The organism is Amycolatopsis speibonae, from assembly GCF_042647925.1.
GTDB classification, from domain to species: domain Bacteria; phylum Actinomycetota; class Actinomycetes; order Mycobacteriales; family Pseudonocardiaceae; genus Amycolatopsis; species Amycolatopsis speibonae.
Genome location: NZ_JBHRWK010000014.1, coordinates 682,649 through 699,093, shown reverse-complemented (window position 1 = coordinate 699,093; position 16,445 = coordinate 682,649). Strand labels below are relative to the sequence as shown.

Sequence of the window (16,445 nt, the reverse complement as noted above, 5' to 3'; positions counted from 1 at the left end):
TCACGCCGTCCCCCACCTCGCCGAGGTCACCTCGGGGAAGCCCGCCCGCTCGACCTCACCTTCACCGGGGAACCGCAGCAACGCCGACAGCGGCCGGGCGGCCGCACCCCGGCCACCCGCCTGGACCTCCACCTCACGAGCGCGCAGATAGCCCGCACCGTCGCCGGTGAAGCCCGTCCAGCGCGAGCGACGGCAGCTCAGCTCGACCTCCGCGCCGGGCCAGGAACCCAGCGACAGCAGGACCGAACCACGGTTGCGAGCGCGCGCGGACAGCCGTCTCGCCACATCGGGCCGGGCGAGCCCCGGACCGACGACCACGAGATCGAAGCCGTCGAGCAGGGCCGCGGTCACCGCCGGGAACTCGGCACCGGGACGGGGGACCAGCGCGAGCCTGCCCACCTCGACCCCGAGTTCCGCGGCGGCGACCACCCCGAGCGCGGGCAGGCCGACCGCGACCGCCCACGCGCCGCCGGCGGTCGCGGCGGCCAGCAGGGTGAGCATCAGTGACGTGGACCCCAGCACCGAAACGGTGCTCCCGCGCCGGAGCCCCGCGGCGGGCAGCAGACCGGACAACGCCGGGGACACCGGGAGCACCCTTCCCGTCGTCCTCGCGTGTTCGGCCGCGGAAGCCACACCACTGGCCGTGCTCACTCCTGGCAAAGCCGCCAGCCTCGCCAACGGCAAGGTCCGTGCCTCGACCACCTCCGCTGTCAACGGACCTCGCCTCCCCACGACACCTAAACCGTCCTTTGTGGACGGAAATGGCGTGCCACGGGGAAGGCGGCACTTCGAACGTTTGTTCGATGACTCCAGTAGACCGGTCCGCGCGGCGGTTGTCAAGCGAAACGGGAACGATCACCGGACCTGTCACGTCCGAGGCCGGGAATCACAGCACCGGAAAGGAAACCCGCAGTGGACGACGCTTGGCCCGAGACGGTGAACGGCTGGGAACTCGCCAGGGAAGGCCATATCGAGAACTACCGCAAACGCTTGACCAACCGGGTCACGGTCACCGCGATCTGGGAGAACGGGACCGGCCGGGGCCAGGTGGACGCCCGCACCGAGCCACTGGGCGGCGGCCGGACCCTGACCAGCAGCCGCAAGGACTTCCGGGACAAGGAAGCGTTCTGGACCGCCGCGACCTGCGTCCTGGAGATGGCCGCGAACCTGCCGTCGCTGGACTGGGGCACGAGCCCCGCGGCTTCGGCGCTGGCCGGGACCGTCGCCGGCATGGTCGAAGCGGAACCCGGCACCAGCGGCACGCCGGAGGCGGAACTGACGTTCACGTTGACCGACGGCCACACCGTGACCCTGTTCATGACCGACGAGCAGGCCTTCGACCTGAGCAACAGCATCTCGCGGCTCGACCACCACGTGTGGTCCGAAGAACGCGAAGACGACGAGGAAGATGAGGAAGAAGACGACGACGAGGTCGAAGAAGAAGAGGTGCCCGACGTCGAAGAAGTCCACTCCGGCCCGGACACCGGGCACGATCTGGTCACCCTCCTGGAGGACCGGTTCGGGGTCACCGAGGACAACCTGCTGGCGCACGTCGACTGGTCCGCGCTCATCGTGGTGGGCGAATCCGCGGTGGCGGCGCTCATCGACCGGGGTGACGAACTGACCGCCGCGGTCGCTCCGCGGTGGTATCCGGTCGTCGCGGACCGGCCCGGTGAGCGCTGGGTCGTCCTCAAGCGCACCGGCCTGCAGTACCACGGGGAATGAGCCTCGGTTTCTGTCATTCTGGATACCATGCCCTCGTCATCCCTGCGCCGAGCCCTGACCGGCACCGGCGAGCCGCCGCTGCGCCCTCTGCCCGACGATGTGAGCGCGCTGCTGGAGGAACTGTCCGCTCCCCCGCGCCTGGCCGCGCACCTGCGCGCGGTCCACGACGTGGCCTGCTCGCTGGCCGACTGGCTGGAGAAACAGCACCCGGACGTGGCGTTCGATCGCGAAGCGACCCTGTTCGGCGCGGCCGTCCACGACATCGGCAAGACGATCCACCGCGAAGAGTTGTCCGGACCCGGTTCCGCGCATGAGCAGGCCGGCTACGAGCTCCTTGTCTCCCGGGGAATCGACGCGGACCGGGCCCGGTTCGCGCGGACACACGCCGCTTGGAACGCGGACGTCGGCGTCGAAGATCTGCTCGTGAGCGTCGCGGACAAGGTCTGGAAGGCGAAGCGGGTCACCGATCTCGAACAGCTGCTGGTCGACCGGTTGACCGTCGTGAGTGGACAGCCGTCGTGGGAGGTCTTCCTGGCGCTGGACGACATGCTCGACCGGATCGCGGCGACCGCCGACGGGAGGCTGGCCTTCCAGGCGAGCCACCCCGTCGACGGCTGAGGGTCAAGCCACGCGCGGCAACGGGGCCGGGTGATACCGCCGGAAAGCGGGCGCGGTGGTGCCCGGCTCATCGTGCAGCCAGTCGTAAAGGAAGTGGTACTCCGGGCCGAACCTGTTCGCCTCGGCGTTCAGCCGCTCCGGCGACGTCGACGGCCAGCGGCCGGTTTCGACGCGATCCCGCAGTACGCGCAACGCCGTCAGTTCCTCCGCGGCGGTGTGCTGGCAGTGCCCGCCCCGGTTCACGTACAGCTGCCGGATCCGGTCGGGATCGACGCGGTCGCCATAGGTCCGCTCGTGTTCGGGAGCGACGCCGTCACCGATCGGGTGCAGTGTGACGACGGGCTGGTGGCCGCGTCCGGTCGGCGTCCCGGTGCGGGCGAGCCAGCGGGCGGCGGCGGTGTCGGCCGCGACGCGGGGCGCGGCCGCGAGCTTGGCGAGATCGGCGCCGAGGTCCAGGCCCGCGTCACGGTAAGCCTGTTTCACGAGGTCACGTTCACTCGACCGGGCGAGCAAGCCGCGGTAGTCCACTCCGGTGTTCCCGGTCGGGTTCCCCCCGGCCCGCGTCTCCAGATCGGCCCGGTGGGTGCCCCAGGAAAGCTGGTCGTAGACCGCCTGCACGAACTTCGCCTGCTGACCGATCTGCTCGGCGACGTCGGTGGGGCGAGGGTGGTGCGCCGTCGACCAGCCGGGGACGTCGGCGAACGCGTTGGCGAGGGCGAGCCGCGCCCGTCCGTCGGGTGATTCCAGTGCCTTCGCGATCACCTGATGGGCTTTCGCGAGGTTCGCCGTCGGGTCGGTGACACGGACGACCTCCAATTCGGGCGCCAGCAGTGTCCGGACCGCGAACCCCAGGTCCAGCGCCTGACCGAACAACGCGGAGCCTCCCGCGACGGGCCCGCACAGCGCCAGCGCGCCGTCGATCCGATGCGGGAGCCGTTCGGACAGCAGGACCGCGTTGAGACCGCCGCCGGAAGCTCCCCAGGTGAGTACCTGTGCCGGGCGGCCGACGTCGCGGTCGAACCAGGACAGCAGCGCTGTCTGGTCGTGCACGGCTTCGCCGGACGAGAAGCCGCTCGGCTTGCTGTAGAGCGAGGCGGCCAGCGCGTACCCCTCGCCGAGGAGGACGGGTTTCGCCTCCCGCCGGTTGGCGAGTTCGATCTCTTCGGGAACGTAGCCCGGCGGGTAGATCCCGTGGTTGTACAGCAGGAGCTCGCCGTTCTAGTTCGACGGCACCTCGACCCGGTACCGAGCGCCGTCGATCACTCCGGTGTGGACACGGACGTCGTCCGTGGCGAGGACGGGCGCACCGGTGACGATCAGCGCGGCGGCCAGGATTCCTGTCAACGTCATGCCGGAAATGCTGGCAGGACAAGGCTTCGCGGGAATCCGTCGAGACGCGGCTTCTCGTCTACGCTTCCCGGCGTACGAGCTCCTCGGCCAGCTCGATGGTGATCCCTTCCGGACCGCGGACATAGCAGAGCCGGTAGCTGTCCTCGTACTGCACCAGTTCGCCGACGAGTTCGGCGCCGTGCGACCGCAGGCGTTCCAGGACCTCCTCGATGCCCTCCACCGAGAACACGAAGTGGCGGATGCCGGGCGTGTTCATCGGCACGCGGGAATGACCGTCCCGGCTCGGGGCCCGGTACTTGATCAGCTCCAGCTTGCCGTGGCCGTCCGGCGTCCGCAGCATGGCGATGTCGGTCCGGACCTCGTCGAGCCCGGTGAGGCGATCGACCGTGTCGCCCTTGAGCGACGCCTCACCCTCCAGCACGAGGCCGAGTTCGATGAAGAACGCCTTGGCCGCTTCGAGATCGTGGACGACGACACCGACGTGTTCGAGCTTCTTGAGTGTCATGACAGTTCCTTTCAGGCGCTCTGGCGCTCGGCCTGCCGGCGCAAGAGCTCTTCGACGGCGGTGGGCAGGGTGGTCTCGAAGTCGATGAGTTTGACCCAGGTCGGGGTCACCACGATGCGGACCATGCCGTCGTAGAGCGACCGTACGTTCTTTTCCCACTCGATCCGCTGCTCGGGCGCCATCTCGTAGGTGCCGTTCCACTGCAGGTACTCGTCGGGGATGCCGTCGACGTAGTCCAGCTCGGCGGTGCCGCGGAGGAGCAGGATCTTCGGCGGGTGCGATTCGGTGTCGATGGTCAGGGCGACGGCGGGGTTGCGGCGCAACGACGCCAGCTTCGGCGCGTTCGTCGCGGTGCACATGACGATTTCCCTGCCGTTCCAGTGGATGCCGATCGGGATCGACCGCGGCGTGCCGTCGAGCGCGGTGTAGGCCAGCCGGGCCAGGTCGCGGGCCAGGAGCTCCTGGCTGAACGGGCGGTTCAGGATCTCGTCGATCGTGCTCTGCTGCATGTCGGTCTCCTTGGGTCGCTGCCTTCGCGGACACCCCAGGGACGCCGCTGTCCCCCGCACTTCGACACCCCAGAATGTGACCCGCATCACTTCACCTTGAGCGGGCTGAACGCGATCCGTTTGTCGAAACGGGCCCTGGCCAGGCGTCGCCCTTGTGAAGGCACACGAGAGAGGGAGCATCATGGCTAAGGAATCCGAGGTCCGCTTCGAGGGCTTCCTGCCCACCACACCCGCCGACACCTGGGCCGCGATCACCACGGGCAGCGGCGGCTGGCTCTGGCCGATCCGGTACGAGCCGCGCGACGGCGGCGCCGAGTCCGGCCTCACCCCCAACGGCGGCATGGTGACCGTCTGGAAGCCGTCACAGCGCTTCGTCACCTACGCGGAAGACGAGAACGGCTGGTTCAACACGCTCGAGTACGTCCTCGAACCAAAGGACAGCGGCACGTACCTGCGCTACGAGCACACCACGGTCCTCGACGATTTCGACGTCGAGTACGACGCGTGCAAGCGGCACACGGCGTTCTACTACCACTCACTGGGCGAGTACCTGACGCACTTCAACCGGCGCGAGGTGAAGTACTTCAAGACCGACGCGCCCGAAGCATCGACGGCTCCGGAGGCGTTCGAGGTCGTACGGACGGCGATCGGCGCGACGGTCGCGGGCGACCAAGTGCGCTTCGAAGTACCGGGCGTCGGCACTGTCGAAGGCGTCGTCGACTACCTGACGTCGATCTTCATCGGCATCCGGACCGAAGACGCGCTGTACCGCTTCTACGGCCGGAACGTCTGGGGCCGGCCTGTCGGCATCGGACACCACCTGTTCGCCGAAGACGCTGACGCGGCCAAGGCCGAGAAGGCGTGGACGGCCTGGCTGAACGGCCTCTACGCCTAGCGGGGCAGGCTCTTCGCGATCTCGGCACCGACGGACTTCGCCGCTTCGGCGGACTCCGCCGGCGGGATCGGCGAGTTCGCGAAGAACCCCTTGTCCCAGCCCTTGTAGGTGACGATGGCGACGTACACGCCCTGGGTGAAGCGCAGTTCGGCACCGCTGAAGGCGCTGTCGGTGTCGAGGGAGACGAGAACCGCCTTCTGCCCGATGCCCTGCACCTGCTGCTGGCGCTCGGACGGCGCGGCCGACCCGACGGACGACTCCGCCGCGCGCTTCTCGGCGTCCGGTCCCTCGTGGCGATAGACCATGACTTGGAGGGAACGGTCGTGGACGTTGTCACCGTCGGGCGCCAGCCAGGAGCAGCCGTACTGCTTGGTGACGATGTCCAGCGCCTTGATCTCGTTCTCGCGGGAGCCCTGGAAGCTGGTCATGAGCGTCTTGTTCAGGACCTCCGGGGCGACCTTGCACTCGTTGGGCGGCTGCTGGGAGACCGGCGCCTTGCCGACCGACGAGTAGTACTCCGACGCGAAGATGCCGCCGGGGATGCCCAGCCCGAGCAGCACCACGCCACCCACGATCAGACCGACGATCAGCCCGGTCTTTTTCTTCTTGGGCGGCTGCCCGTAGCCAGGAGGCGGACCGTACCCAGGTTGCTGTCCGTATCCCGGCGGCGGCCCGTAACCGGGCCCACCAGCCTGAGGCGGTCCGTAACCGGGTCCGCCTTGCTGAGGCTGTCCGTAACCCGGCTGCTGCCCGTAACCGGGCTGGCCTCCCGGCCCAGGTGGCGGGCCGTGACCCGGTCCCTGGCCGTACCCCTGCGGCGGCTGGTGCACCGATCCTCCTACCGATCCTCACGGACGCTCGCGCGTCGCGATTAGGGGGCTAAACGCACGTCGGCGACCGCGTCGCGTTTAGCCCCCTAAACGCGATCCGCCGCCAGCATGGCACGGCGACCGGAGCCGGGCACCGGGAACGCCCACAGTCCGGCCCGCAGGTACCCCCGGATCGCGATTAGGGGGCGAAACGCAGGTCCGCCACCGGATCGCGATTAGGGGGCTAAACGCAGGTCCGGGCTAGTGCGCGAAGTGGCGCGTGCCGGTCAGGTACAGGGTGACCCCGGCGGCCTCGGCGGCGGCGATGACCTCGGCGTCGCGGATCGACCCACCCGGCTGGACGACGGCGCGGACACCGGCCTCCAGCAGGACCTCGAGCCCGTCCGGGAACGGGAAGAAGGCGTCCGAAGCGGCGACGGAGCCCTTCGCCCGGTCGCCCGCCCGCGAGACCGCGAGCCGCGAGGAGTCGACCCGGTTGACCTGGCCCATGCCGACGCCGACGGTCGCACCGTCGTTCGCCAGCAGGATCGCGTTCGACTTCACCGCACGCAGCGAACGCCACGCGAACTGGAGATCGGCCAGCGTCCGCTCGTCGGCGGCCGCGCCGGTCGCCAGTGTCCAGTTCGCCGGGTCGTCGCCCTCGGCGGCGATCGTGTCGACGGTCTGCACCAGCATGCCGCCGGAGATCGGCCGGAACTCGATCGGATCCGGCGACGTGATCGCGGGCAGCTTCAGCAGCCGCACGTTCTTCTTGCGCTGCAGGATCTCCAGCGCCTCGGCGTCGAAGTCCGGCGCCAGGACGACCTCGGTGAACACCTCGGAGATCTGCTCGGCGGCCTCGCGGCTCACCGGCCGGTTGGTCGCGATCACCCCGCCGTAGGCCGAAACCGGGTCGCACGCGTGCGCCTTCCGGTGCGCCTCGGCGATGTCCTCGCCGACCGCGATCCCGCACGGGTTGGCGTGCTTGATGATCGCGACGGCCGGGGCGTCGAAGTCGTAGGCGGCGCGACGCGCGGCGTCGGTGTCGACGTAGTTGTTGTACGACATGGCCTTGCCGTGCAGTTGTTCCGCGTGCGCGAGGCCCGGCCGCCAGTGCTTGTACAGCGCGGCCTTCTGGTGCGGGTTCTCGCCGTAGCGCAGCACGTCGCCGCGCTCCCACGAAGCGCCGGTGAAGTCCGGGAAGCCCGAGTCGTCCGCGGGCGCGTAGACGTTGGCGAACCACGCGGCGACGGCGGTGTCGTACGCCGCCGTGTGCGCGTAGGCCTGCGCGGCGAGCCGCTTGCGGTCGGCCAGCTCGAAACCGCCGGCGGCGACGCGCTCCAGCACCCATCCGTAGCGGGAGGGGTCGACCACGACGGCGACGCTGTTGTGGTTCTTCGCCGCGGCACGCACCATCGCCGGACCGCCGATGTCGATGTTCTCGACACAGTCCTCCGGGCTCGCGCCCGAGGCGACGGTCTGCGTGAACGGGTACAGGTTGACCACGAGCAGGTCGAACGGCGCGATGTCCAGCTGCTTGAGCTGCTCGACGTGCTCCGGGCGGTCACGGTCGGCGAGCAGGCCCGCGTGCACCCGCGGGTGCAGCGTCTTGACCCGGCCGTCGAGGGACTCGGGGAACCCGGTGACCTCTTCGACCGGCGTCACCGGCACCCCGGCGTTCGCGATGACCTTCGCCGTGCCACCGGTCGACACGATCTCGACACCCGCCGCGTGCAGCCCGGTGGCGAGTTCGAGCAGACCGGCCTTGTCGGAGACGCCGATCAGCGCGCGCCGGACGGGACGCTGTCCCTGTGCGGTAGTCACGAAAACCTCACCTTTCGTCCCTCGACCGCGCACCCGCTCCGGCCGAGTCTTTCGATCGTTTCCACCAGGAGCCTGCGTTCCACGGCCTTGATCCGCTCGTGCAGGACGTGTTCGTCGTCGTCGGACTCCACGATCACCGGCTCCTGCGCGATGATCGGCCCGGTGTCGACTCCGGCGTCGACGAAATGGACCGTCGACCCGGTGACCTTGACCGCCATCGCCAGCGCGTCGGCCACGGCGTGCGCGCCGGGGAACGACGGCAGCAACGCCGGATGCGTGTTGATCACGCGGCCGGGGAACCGCGCGAGGAATTCGGCGCCGAGGATCTTCATGAACCCCGCCGAGACGACCAGGTCCGGCCGGTAGGCGGCGACGGCTTCGGTGATCGCCTTGTCCCACGCCGCGCGATCCGGGTGGTCGGCCATCCGCACGGTGAACGACGGCACGTCGGCGCGTTCGGCCCGCGTGAGCGCTTCGATCCCGGTGCGGTCCGCGCCGACGGCGACCACTTTCGCCGGGAAGTTCGGCTTTTCGACGGCGTCGAGCACGGCTTGCAACAGCGTGCCGGAACCGGACGCGAGGACGACGAGCTTCACCGGAGTGGGCAGGTCCAACCGACTAGCCAGAACGGGCTCCTTGCCACGGCGGTACGCACTCGGGCGTACGGCGCTTCACCTGGTCGCGACAACCCTAACGGTCGCCGCCGGGCGCGCTTTCGTCGCCGGACCCGTCGGTGGACTCGGTCACAGCGGCGTCCTGCTCGGGCTCGGGTTCCGGCTCTGCTTCCGCCGAGGTCTCGTCGAGTTCCTCACCCAGTTCGAGGGCGAGTTCCGCCTCGGCCTCGTCGTCGAATTCCTCGTCAAGACCGGCCTCGGGCTCATCCGCCGTCTCCGCCGCTTCGTCCTCTTCGGGCTCGACGGTGTCTTCGGCTTCCGCGACGTCTTCCGTGACGACTTCGGCGTCGGGGTCACCCGGCGGTTCGGGAGGCTCGTGCGCTCCGGCGAAGAACGCGACGAACCCGCCGGGGATGACGATCCAGCAGAAGGCGATCACCGACGCGACCCCGACCGGCACGCTGACCGGGTCGAGCGGCCCGTCGCCGAGCCTGCCGCCGGAGAGGGTCCCGAGGATGACGCAGCCGAACGCGACGAGCGCGCCCGCGACGGCGACCGCCCGGATCCGCGGCATCGGATCCTCGTCGATCGTGCGGATCCGCCAGCCCACCAGCACACCGACCAGCGCCGGCAGGAGCAGCAGCACCGGCCACCACACGGCGTGGTGCGACGGGATCCCCGCCAGCACCGGTACCCCCGGCAGCCGTCCTTCCTGGTAGCCGAACATGCCGACGGTCAGCGAACCGACCGAGAAGCCCGGGCCCGTGATGAAGGACAGCGCGGCGACGACCGCGTTCGGCAGGTAGGCCACGGAGAGCACGAACATGCCGAAGCTCGTGCCGAAGCCGGGCTCGAACAAACTGTCCACAGTGGACCACGAAAGCGCGGTGGCCGCGGTGAACACCACCGCGCCACAGGCGAGCATCCCGGCGAGGCCGAGCGCCCCCGCCCGCAGGCCGTGGACGGCCACCGGGTCGAACCGGTCGCGCACCACGGTGGGCAGTCCGCAGACCTTGGCGGTGCCCGCGATGGCGGCGAGTCCGGCGAGGAGTCCCGGTACGCAGAAGGCCGTCAGCGAGCTCACCGCGATGGGCGATCCGCCGGTCATCAGGGCGATGAGCACGCCGAACAGCGCGTGCGCCCCGGCTGTCACCGTCACCACCGGGATGGCGTCGGCCGGAGTCCCGCCACCGAGCCGGCGGGCGGCCCGCGCGGCCGCCCTCGCCACGAGCCACGCGACGACGAGCGTCGGCAGCAGCGGCAGCACACCGAGCGGATGACCGCCGAGTTCGAGTTCCACCTGCCAGGAGGCGAGCCAACCCGGCCCGGCGGCGAGCAGGGTTCCGGTGGCGGAGAACCGGGTGCGGTCGGCGGCGAACGCGACCACCGCGAGCACGAGCGCGACGGCGGTATAGGAGAAGAGCAGGGGCGCGCAGGCCGCCGCGAGCAACACACGAACCCGCTTCGCCCTGGACACCTCCGGCTCGGGGACGAGGTCGCTCACCGGCTCTTCGCCCGGCGGGCGTTCGTCGCGGGTGAGCAGCTTCATGATCCGCACCATGACATCCGGGCTGGTCCGTCCGGGTGAGGCACGCCGCCGCCGGACGGCCCACGTGGCCCAACCCACCCGGTCGGGTAACCCGGAAAACAAAAACACCCGCTGTGACACGGAGAGTCACAGCGGGTGTTCTACGTTCGGAAGATCAGCTCTGCTGGCCGAAACCGCCCGGCGGGGTACCCGGGTTCTGGCCCTGCTCCGGCGAGGACGACGGCGGCTGCTGGAAGAACTGGCCCTGCTGCGGCGCGTACGTCGTGGCCTGCTGGCCCGGCGGCTGCGTGACCGGCGGCTGGAACCCGCCCGGCTGCGCGAACGGGGCGGACGGCTCACCCTGCGGCTGCCCCTGCTGGCCCGCGCCGGGGAACGGCTGGACCTGGGTGGCGGCCGGGCCTTGCTGACCCTGCTGGCCGAACGGACCCTGCGGGCCCTGCTGCGGGAACTGCTGACTGTAAGGGGCCTGCGGTGCCTGCTGCTGCGGCTTCGCGGCGGGCAGCTTGATGACGTCGTGCTCGAACAGCAGTGCCGCGACCGCGACCAGCATCTGCAGGATGCCGAGGATCAGCACCACGGTGAGGATGCCGGGGACCGAGACCTCCGAACGACCGCTTCCGTAGCCGATGATCAGGTCCAGTGCGCCGAAAGCGCCGAGGACGCTGAACAGCGCCGCGAACGGCAGCGTCTTCGGGCCGCGCGGCAGCGCGTGCAATGCCGCGAGCAGAGCGCTGACCAGGAGGAAGACCGAGACCTGCCCGGCGGCGTCGGCCTCGTCGGAGAAGCCGATGAAGAACTGCACCAGGCCGAGAACGGTGACGGCGAGCGCGAGCAGCAGCGCCAGGTTCAGCGGGGCCGCCGGCGACGGCGCCTGCTGCTGGGGAAAGGCTCCCGAGCCGGGGTGGGACTGAGGGGGTTGCTGGCCGCCACCCTGCTGGGGGTAGCCGGGCCCACCGCTGGGATAGGACATCCGAATGCTCTCCTGTCGTTCGACCGGCACCCCGGGGGCGCGCGGGACTCCCGGGACAAACGAGGCGGCTGTGATGCTCGAACGCTAGCGCACACGCGGGCACCCCATGCCTCGGGCTCTGAGACGTCTGTACACCCGATCAGGTTCCCCATGGAACCCCTCGCGAAGCCCCGCGTCGCGTTTAGCCCGCTAAACGCGACGCGACCGGCCGGATCGCGATCAGCCCGCGAAAGTCGCCCCGCCCGCCGGATCGCGATTAGGGGGCGAAAGTCGCTCTGCCCCCGGAAGCCGGCGGGCCGGGCACCGGTGTGGTGCCCGGCCCGCCGGGAAAAGCTCAGTCTCCGAAGGATCAGAGGCTGTTGTACAGCTCACGCGCCAGGACGGCGGTCTCGCTCGGGGTCTTCCCGACCTTGACGCCGGCGGCCTCGAGGGCCTCCTTCTTGGCGGCGGCCGTGCCGGAGGAGCCGGAGACGATGGCGCCCGCGTGGCCCATGGTCTTGCCCTCGGGCGCGGTGAACCCCGCGACGTAGCCGACGACCGGCTTCGTCACGTTGTCCTTGATGTAGGCCGCGGCCCGCTCTTCGGCGTCGCCGCCGATCTCACCGATCATCACGATGACCTTGGTCTCGGGGTCCGCCTCGAACGCCTCGAGGGCGTCGATGTGCGTGGTCCCGATGATCGGGTCGCCGCCGATGCCGACACCGGTCGAGAAACCGATGTCACGCAGCTCGTACATCATCTGGTAGGTCAGCGTGCCGGACTTCGACACGAGACCGATCGGGCCGGCGTCGGTGATGTCGGCCGGGATGATGCCCGCGTTCGACTTGCCGGGGCTGATCACGCCGGGGCAGTTCGGCCCGATGATGCGGGTCTTGTTGCCGGTCGCGACAGCGTGCGCCCAGAAGTAGGCCGAGTCGTGCACCGGGATGCCCTCGGTGATCACCACGGCGAGCGGGATCCCGGCGTCGATCGCCTCGATGACCGCGTCCTTGGCGAACTTCGGCGGCACGAAGATGACCGAAACGTCGGCGCCGGTCTCCTTGATGGCCTCCTCGACCGTGCCGAACACGGTGAGGTCCTTGCCCTCGACGGAGACGGTCTGGCCCGCCTTACGGGCGTTGACGCCACCCACGATGTTCGTGCCGGACTTCAGCATCTTGGTCGCGTGCTTCATGCCCTCGGAGCCGGTGAGCCCCTGCACGATGACCTTGCTGTTCTCGTTGATGAAGATCGACATCTCACGCACCTGCCGCGGCGAGCTCGGCGGCCTTGTCGGCCGCGTTGTCCATTGTGTCCACCACGGTGACCAGCGGGTGGTTCGCGTCGGCGAGGATCTGGCGACCCTCGACGACGTTGTTGCCGTCCAGCCGCACGACGAGCGGCTTGGTGGCCTCGTCACCCAGGATCTTCAGCGCCTCGACGATGCCGTTCGCGACCGCGTCGCAAGCGGTGATGCCACCGAAGACGTTGACGAAAACGCTCTTCACGTCGGTGTCGTTGAGGATGACGTCCAGACCGGCCGCCATGACCTCGGCCGAAGCGCCGCCGCCGATGTCGAGGAAGTTGGCGGGCTTGACGCCGCCGTGCTTCTCGCCCGCGTAGGCCACGACGTCCAGCGTGGACATCACGAGACCCGCGCCGTTGCCGATGATGCCGACCTCGCCGTCGAGCTTGACGTAGTTGAGGTCCTTGGCCTTGGCCTTCGCCTCGAGCGGGTTCTCCGCGTCCTTGTCGACCAGGGCCTCGTGGCCCGGCTGACGGAACGAGGCGTTCTCGTCGAGGGTGACCTTGCCGTCGAGGGCGATGATCTTGTCCTGCGGGTCACGGACCAGCGGGTTGACCTCGACCAGGGTCGCGTCCTCGGAGACGAAGGTCTCCCAGAGCTTCACGACGACGTCGGCGGCCTCGTCGACCACGTTCTCCGGGAACTTGCCCGCGGTCAGGATCTCGACGGCCTTCGCCTTGTCGACACCGATGATCGCGTCGACCGGGATCTTCGCGAGCGCTTCGGGGCGCTCGACGGCCAGCTGCTCGATCTCCACGCCGCCTTCGGCCGAAGCCATCGCGAGGAAGGTGCGGTTCGCACGGTCCAGCAGGAAGGAGAAGTAGTACTCCTCGGCGATGTCCGAGGCTTCGGCCACCAGCACGCGACGCGTGATGTGGCCCTTGATGTCCAGACCGAGGATCGCCTCGGCCTTCTCCGCGGCCTCGTCGGGCGTCTGGGCCAGCTTGACGCCGCCGGCCTTGCCACGGCCGCCGGTCTTGACCTGGGCCTTGATGACGACCTGGTTGCCGATCTTCTCGGCGGTGGCCTTGGCTTCTTCGGGGGTGTTTGCCACGGCACCCGGCAGAACCGGTACTCCGTGGGCGGCGAAGAGATCCCTCGCCTGGTATTCGTAGAGGTCCACTACTCCAGTCTCCTGACGACACGCCACTGTGGTGGTCCGTTGCCGGACCGCGCTGTCGGACCAGTCGAGGTTAGCGACCTGCGCAGAAGCAGGGGACTCCGCACCTGGTGAAGTCGGTCACCGTACGCGGTCAGACGGTGTTTCCACGGTGTGAGACCGCACACCGGAGACCCAGTTCGCGGCCTCTTCCTGGCTTTCGAAGGCGTTCTCGAACCCGCTAGGGCCGTTACCGACCGCGAAGAGAAGGACGCCGGGGAGCGTTTCGGCGAGTCCTTCCGGTTCGCTCTCGCCGCGCACGATGCCGAGGATGTCCGGATCCTCCTGTTCGACAGTCCGGACCAGTTGTTCGGCGGTGTCGAGACGCCCGGCGTAGACGACCTCCACTCCGTCGTCGCGCAGCGCTCTCCCGAGCACGACCGACGAACCTTCCTCGACACCGAACTCGGCCAGCACGACCCGAAGGAGACGACGCGTCACTCGGGCCGCCGTGAGCCCGCGACGGCCACCCCGGCCGCGACGAGGGAGACGACGGCGGCGCCCAGCGCGAGCCAGAACCCGATCCCCGCCGACGAGCCTTCGTACTCCGAGCCGACGAGCGGCAGTTCCGCCGCGCGCAGGCCGAGCACCAGCGCGGCACCGGCCAGGCCGGCCACGGCCGCGACCGGCCGCGAACGCGGGACGAGCGCGTACAGGCCGAGAACGACCGCGAGCGCGCCGAGCAGGCCCCATGACGCCGCGCCGAAGTCCGACCACAGGCCCGGAGCGGTGTAGCCGGGCGCGGTGAACACCGGCGTGCCGAAGGCGGCGATCGCCAGCACCGCCGCCGCGACGACCGGGGTCAACACAGTGCCGTTCGCCCGCGAACCGTCCAGTTCGGCAGTGTCAGTGACGTCGGCAGCGTCATCGGAGTCGGCGGCGACGTCGCGTTCCACGACGCCGGTGATCACGGCGGCGAGCCCGGCCATGGCCGCCAGCGCGAGCGCGACGAACGTCCATGTGACGCCCTGGGCCGCCGAGAAGCCGTCCTTGTCCGGCAACGGCAGCGGCAGGTCGACGCCGAACGACGCCGGGTCCACCGACTTGTCTTCGGTCACCGACAGAGCCGCGCTCAGCACGGCCGCCGCCGCGAGCACGACACCCGCCCACGTCGCCGCGACGACTCCCCGGGCGAACCCCGAGAGTCGCGGCACGAAGACGAACAGCGCGGGCACGGCGAGCACGACGGCGGCGCCGAGCAGCAGCCAGCGCGCCGGCGTCTCGGGAACGGGCGTCGGGCCGTTGGCCTTCAAGACCGGGGTCAGCGCGCCCAAGACCGCGGCCACGGCCGCCAGCAGCGCCAGCCCACCGGTGGCCAGCCGCCACCAGAACAGCCCGGGCAGCCTGGCCTCACCGGCCAGGTCGCCGGTGACCGCCTCGTCCGCTTCCGCGACGTCGAACCGGGTGAAGGCCAGCCCGAGCAGCGCCAGCCCCGCGACGGTGACCAGCACCGAACCCGGCGCGAGCGAAAGCCGGTCCACGACCAGCCCCGCGACCACCTGCGGCACACCGACCGCGAGCGCCGCCAGCCCCGCTCCGGCGAACCCGCCCTTGCCGACCTCGGCCGAGGGGGAACTCACCGCCACGAGCACGGTCAGCGGCAGCATCACCGCGAGCAGCAGGTAGCCGGCCATCGCGACCGTCGGACCCTCGAAGGCGTTCTTGGCCAGGAGGTACGCGTTGCCCGAACCGAGCGGGGCGAGCAGCAGGCCGATCCCGCCCGCCACGCCGAGCACGGGCCCGAGCAGCCGCCAGCGGCGCCGTCCGTCGAGTTCGCCCGCCAGTTCTGCTTCGTCGCGGGCGGCCCCGGCGGCGAACGCCCCGGCGGCGAGCGTGAGCAGGTGACCCGCCACCAGCGGCCACAGCCCCGGCCCCGCCGGAGGCAAGGTGAGCAGCCTGTCGGCGAGGAACAGTTCCGGCCGCGCGGCAAGGGATCCGTCCGCGAGCAGCTGCAGGTCCAGCAGCAGCCGTCCGGGCGCGAGCGCGGTCAGCCCGAGCACCAGCCCTGCCGTGAGCCCGGTCCGCCCAGTCACCACCGCGTAGAGCACCGCCACCGCGGGCGCCAAGGCCAGCACGACCAGCAACGGACCGGCGGTGAAACCGGGCGAGCCACCCCGCACGACGGTCATCAGCGCACCGGCGGTCAGCGCGACCGCACCGGCCACCACCAGCCCCGCCGACAGCAGGAGCGCTCGCGGGCAGGCGCCCGGTTCGCTCCGGAGAAGTTCAGCGGACGCGGTCCCGGGGACGGCCTGCTCGGTGGATTCGCCACCAGGGTGCCGTGAGCGCGAAGTCATCGACGGCGACGCTAGCAAGCCGGGCACGACCGGGCCCGGCAGCAGGGCACCACGGGTCTCACCGACGCTCAGTCGGGCCTCAAACGAGGCCGAAAGCGGCTAAGCCTCCTTCAACACCTCTGGGCAACCGGTTATTTCCCTCGTTTGCCTCCTTTCCGGCCCTTCGGTACCCCCGAACGGCCGCATGATCTTGTAACGCAAATCACACGGTCGAGAGTAAACCTGATTTAACTTTGGGTAATCTTCACTGGATAACGGCCAGATCGCCGTCGCCCGATCGGCCGAGAGCTCCGCCAGATCTTGCTGATCGGGGTGCCGCTTCGTTACTGTCCCCGG

Annotated in this window: 17 protein-coding genes; 3 read left to right on the top strand and 14 right to left on the bottom strand. The window is 70.0% G+C overall.

Annotated features, from left to right (window positions below; translation table 11 throughout):
* Complete coding sequence (locus ACFOSH_RS11470; protein ID WP_378238834.1) at positions 1–684, bottom strand: hypothetical protein; 684 nt, start codon at positions 682–684, stop codon at positions 1–3.
* 228 nt (positions 685–912) lie between these two features.
* Here ACFOSH_RS11470 and ACFOSH_RS11465 point away from each other — a divergent pair, with 228 nt between their 5' ends.
* The gene (locus ACFOSH_RS11465; protein ID WP_378238718.1) at positions 913–1,725 is read left to right on the top strand and encodes a hypothetical protein; all 813 of its coding nucleotides are present in this window, start codon (positions 913–915) and stop codon (positions 1,723–1,725) included.
* A gap of 27 nt (positions 1,726–1,752) precedes the next feature.
* Complete coding sequence (locus ACFOSH_RS11460) at positions 1,753–2,343, top strand: HD domain-containing protein (protein WP_378238717.1); 591 nt, start codon at positions 1,753–1,755, stop codon at positions 2,341–2,343.
* 3 nt (positions 2,344–2,346) lie between these two features.
* Here the strand turns inward: ACFOSH_RS11460 and ACFOSH_RS11455 are convergent, their stop codons facing one another.
* From ACFOSH_RS11455 to ACFOSH_RS11440, 4 genes are all read right to left on the bottom strand, one after another.
* Complete coding sequence (locus ACFOSH_RS11455) at positions 2,347–3,393, bottom strand: hypothetical protein (RefSeq protein WP_378238716.1); 1,047 nt, start codon at positions 3,391–3,393, stop codon at positions 2,347–2,349.
* Between the two features lie 168 nt (positions 3,394–3,561).
* Positions 3,562–3,693 (bottom strand): hypothetical protein, encoded by a 132-nt coding sequence (locus tag ACFOSH_RS11450; RefSeq protein ID WP_378238714.1) that lies wholly within the window; start codon positions 3,691–3,693, stop codon positions 3,562–3,564.
* Positions 3,694–3,751: 58 nt separating this feature from the next.
* On the bottom strand, positions 3,752–4,198 hold the full coding sequence (locus ACFOSH_RS11445) for a VOC family protein (protein ID WP_378238713.1): 447 nt from the start codon (positions 4,196–4,198) through the stop codon (positions 3,752–3,754).
* An 11-nt stretch (positions 4,199–4,209) separates the two neighbouring features.
* Positions 4,210–4,707: a pyridoxamine 5'-phosphate oxidase family protein gene (locus tag ACFOSH_RS11440; RefSeq protein ID WP_378238712.1), complete on the bottom strand. Its 498-nt coding sequence runs from the start codon at positions 4,705–4,707 to the stop codon at positions 4,210–4,212.
* Positions 4,708–4,888: 181 nt separating this feature from the next.
* Between ACFOSH_RS11440 and ACFOSH_RS11435 the strand changes: the two genes are divergently transcribed.
* Entirely contained in the window at positions 4,889–5,602 is a 714-nt protein-coding gene (locus tag ACFOSH_RS11435) for an SRPBCC domain-containing protein (RefSeq protein ID WP_378238711.1), read from the top strand.
* Here the strand turns inward: ACFOSH_RS11435 and ACFOSH_RS11430 are convergent.
* From ACFOSH_RS11430 to ACFOSH_RS11390, 9 genes are all read right to left on the bottom strand, one after another.
* Positions 5,599–6,432: a hypothetical protein gene (locus tag ACFOSH_RS11430; RefSeq protein ID WP_378238710.1), complete on the bottom strand. Its 834-nt coding sequence runs from the start codon at positions 6,430–6,432 to the stop codon at positions 5,599–5,601. The two genes, ACFOSH_RS11435 and ACFOSH_RS11430, sit on opposite strands and share 4 nt — an antisense overlap.
* A 240-nt stretch (positions 6,433–6,672) precedes the next feature.
* Positions 6,673–8,235, bottom strand: coding sequence for a bifunctional phosphoribosylaminoimidazolecarboxamide formyltransferase/IMP cyclohydrolase (purH, locus tag ACFOSH_RS11425; RefSeq protein WP_378238709.1), 1,563 nt, complete (start codon positions 8,233–8,235; stop codon positions 6,673–6,675).
* Positions 8,232–8,849: a phosphoribosylglycinamide formyltransferase gene (gene purN / locus ACFOSH_RS11420; RefSeq protein WP_378238708.1), complete on the bottom strand. Its 618-nt coding sequence runs from the start codon at positions 8,847–8,849 to the stop codon at positions 8,232–8,234. The genes purH and purN overlap by 4 nt, the downstream gene beginning before the upstream one ends.
* Positions 8,850–8,925: 76 nt before the next feature.
* Positions 8,926–10,410 (bottom strand): cell division protein PerM, encoded by a 1,485-nt coding sequence (locus ACFOSH_RS11415; protein ID WP_378238707.1) that lies wholly within the window; start codon positions 10,408–10,410, stop codon positions 8,926–8,928.
* Between the two features lie 142 nt (positions 10,411–10,552).
* Positions 10,553–11,368 carry a DUF5336 domain-containing protein gene (locus ACFOSH_RS11410; protein WP_378238706.1) on the bottom strand — a complete coding sequence of 272 codons (816 nt, stop codon included), beginning with the start codon at positions 11,366–11,368 and terminating at the stop codon, positions 10,553–10,555.
* Between the two features lie 349 nt (positions 11,369–11,717).
* Positions 11,718–12,605: a succinate--CoA ligase subunit alpha gene (gene sucD / locus ACFOSH_RS11405; RefSeq protein ID WP_378238705.1), complete on the bottom strand. Its 888-nt coding sequence runs from the start codon at positions 12,603–12,605 to the stop codon at positions 11,718–11,720.
* Position 12,606: 1 nt separating this feature from the next.
* Positions 12,607–13,776 (bottom strand): ADP-forming succinate--CoA ligase subunit beta, encoded by a 1,170-nt coding sequence (gene sucC / locus ACFOSH_RS11400; protein WP_005165132.1) that lies wholly within the window; start codon positions 13,774–13,776, stop codon positions 12,607–12,609.
* Between the two features lie 117 nt (positions 13,777–13,893).
* Positions 13,894–14,253 (bottom strand): hypothetical protein, encoded by a 360-nt coding sequence (locus ACFOSH_RS11395; protein ID WP_378238704.1) that lies wholly within the window; start codon positions 14,251–14,253, stop codon positions 13,894–13,896.
* Positions 14,250–16,109 carry a hypothetical protein gene (locus ACFOSH_RS11390; RefSeq protein WP_378238703.1) on the bottom strand — a complete coding sequence of 620 codons (1,860 nt, stop codon included), beginning with the start codon at positions 16,107–16,109 and terminating at the stop codon, positions 14,250–14,252. Before ACFOSH_RS11390 ends, ACFOSH_RS11395 begins: the two co-directional genes overlap by 4 nt.
* Positions 16,110–16,445 lie beyond the last annotated feature (336 nt).

Bases quoted from the DNA above. Each gene is read 5' to 3' on its own strand.
- ACFOSH_RS11460 (WP_378238717.1), top strand. From the start codon at position 1,753: ATGCCCTCGTCATCCCTGCGCCGAGCCCTGACCGGCACCGGCGAGCCG.
- ACFOSH_RS11450 (WP_378238714.1), bottom strand. From the start codon at position 3,693: ATGACGTTGACAGGAATCCTGGCCGCCGCGCTGATCGTCACCGGTGCG.
- ACFOSH_RS11445 (WP_378238713.1), bottom strand. From the start codon at position 4,198: ATGACACTCAAGAAGCTCGAACACGTCGGTGTCGTCGTCCACGATCTC.
- ACFOSH_RS11440 (WP_378238712.1), bottom strand. From the start codon at position 4,707: ATGCAGCAGAGCACGATCGACGAGATCCTGAACCGCCCGTTCAGCCAG.
- ACFOSH_RS11435 (WP_378238711.1), top strand. From the start codon at position 4,889: ATGGCTAAGGAATCCGAGGTCCGCTTCGAGGGCTTCCTGCCCACCACA.
- ACFOSH_RS11415 (WP_378238707.1), bottom strand. From the start codon at position 10,410: ATGGTGCGGATCATGAAGCTGCTCACCCGCGACGAACGCCCGCCGGGC.
- ACFOSH_RS11410 (WP_378238706.1), bottom strand. From the start codon at position 11,368: ATGTCCTATCCCAGCGGTGGGCCCGGCTACCCCCAGCAGGGTGGCGGC.
- sucD (WP_378238705.1), bottom strand. From the start codon at position 12,605: ATGTCGATCTTCATCAACGAGAACAGCAAGGTCATCGTGCAGGGGCTC.
- ACFOSH_RS11390 (WP_378238703.1), bottom strand. From the start codon at position 16,109: ATGACTTCGCGCTCACGGCACCCTGGTGGCGAATCCACCGAGCAGGCC.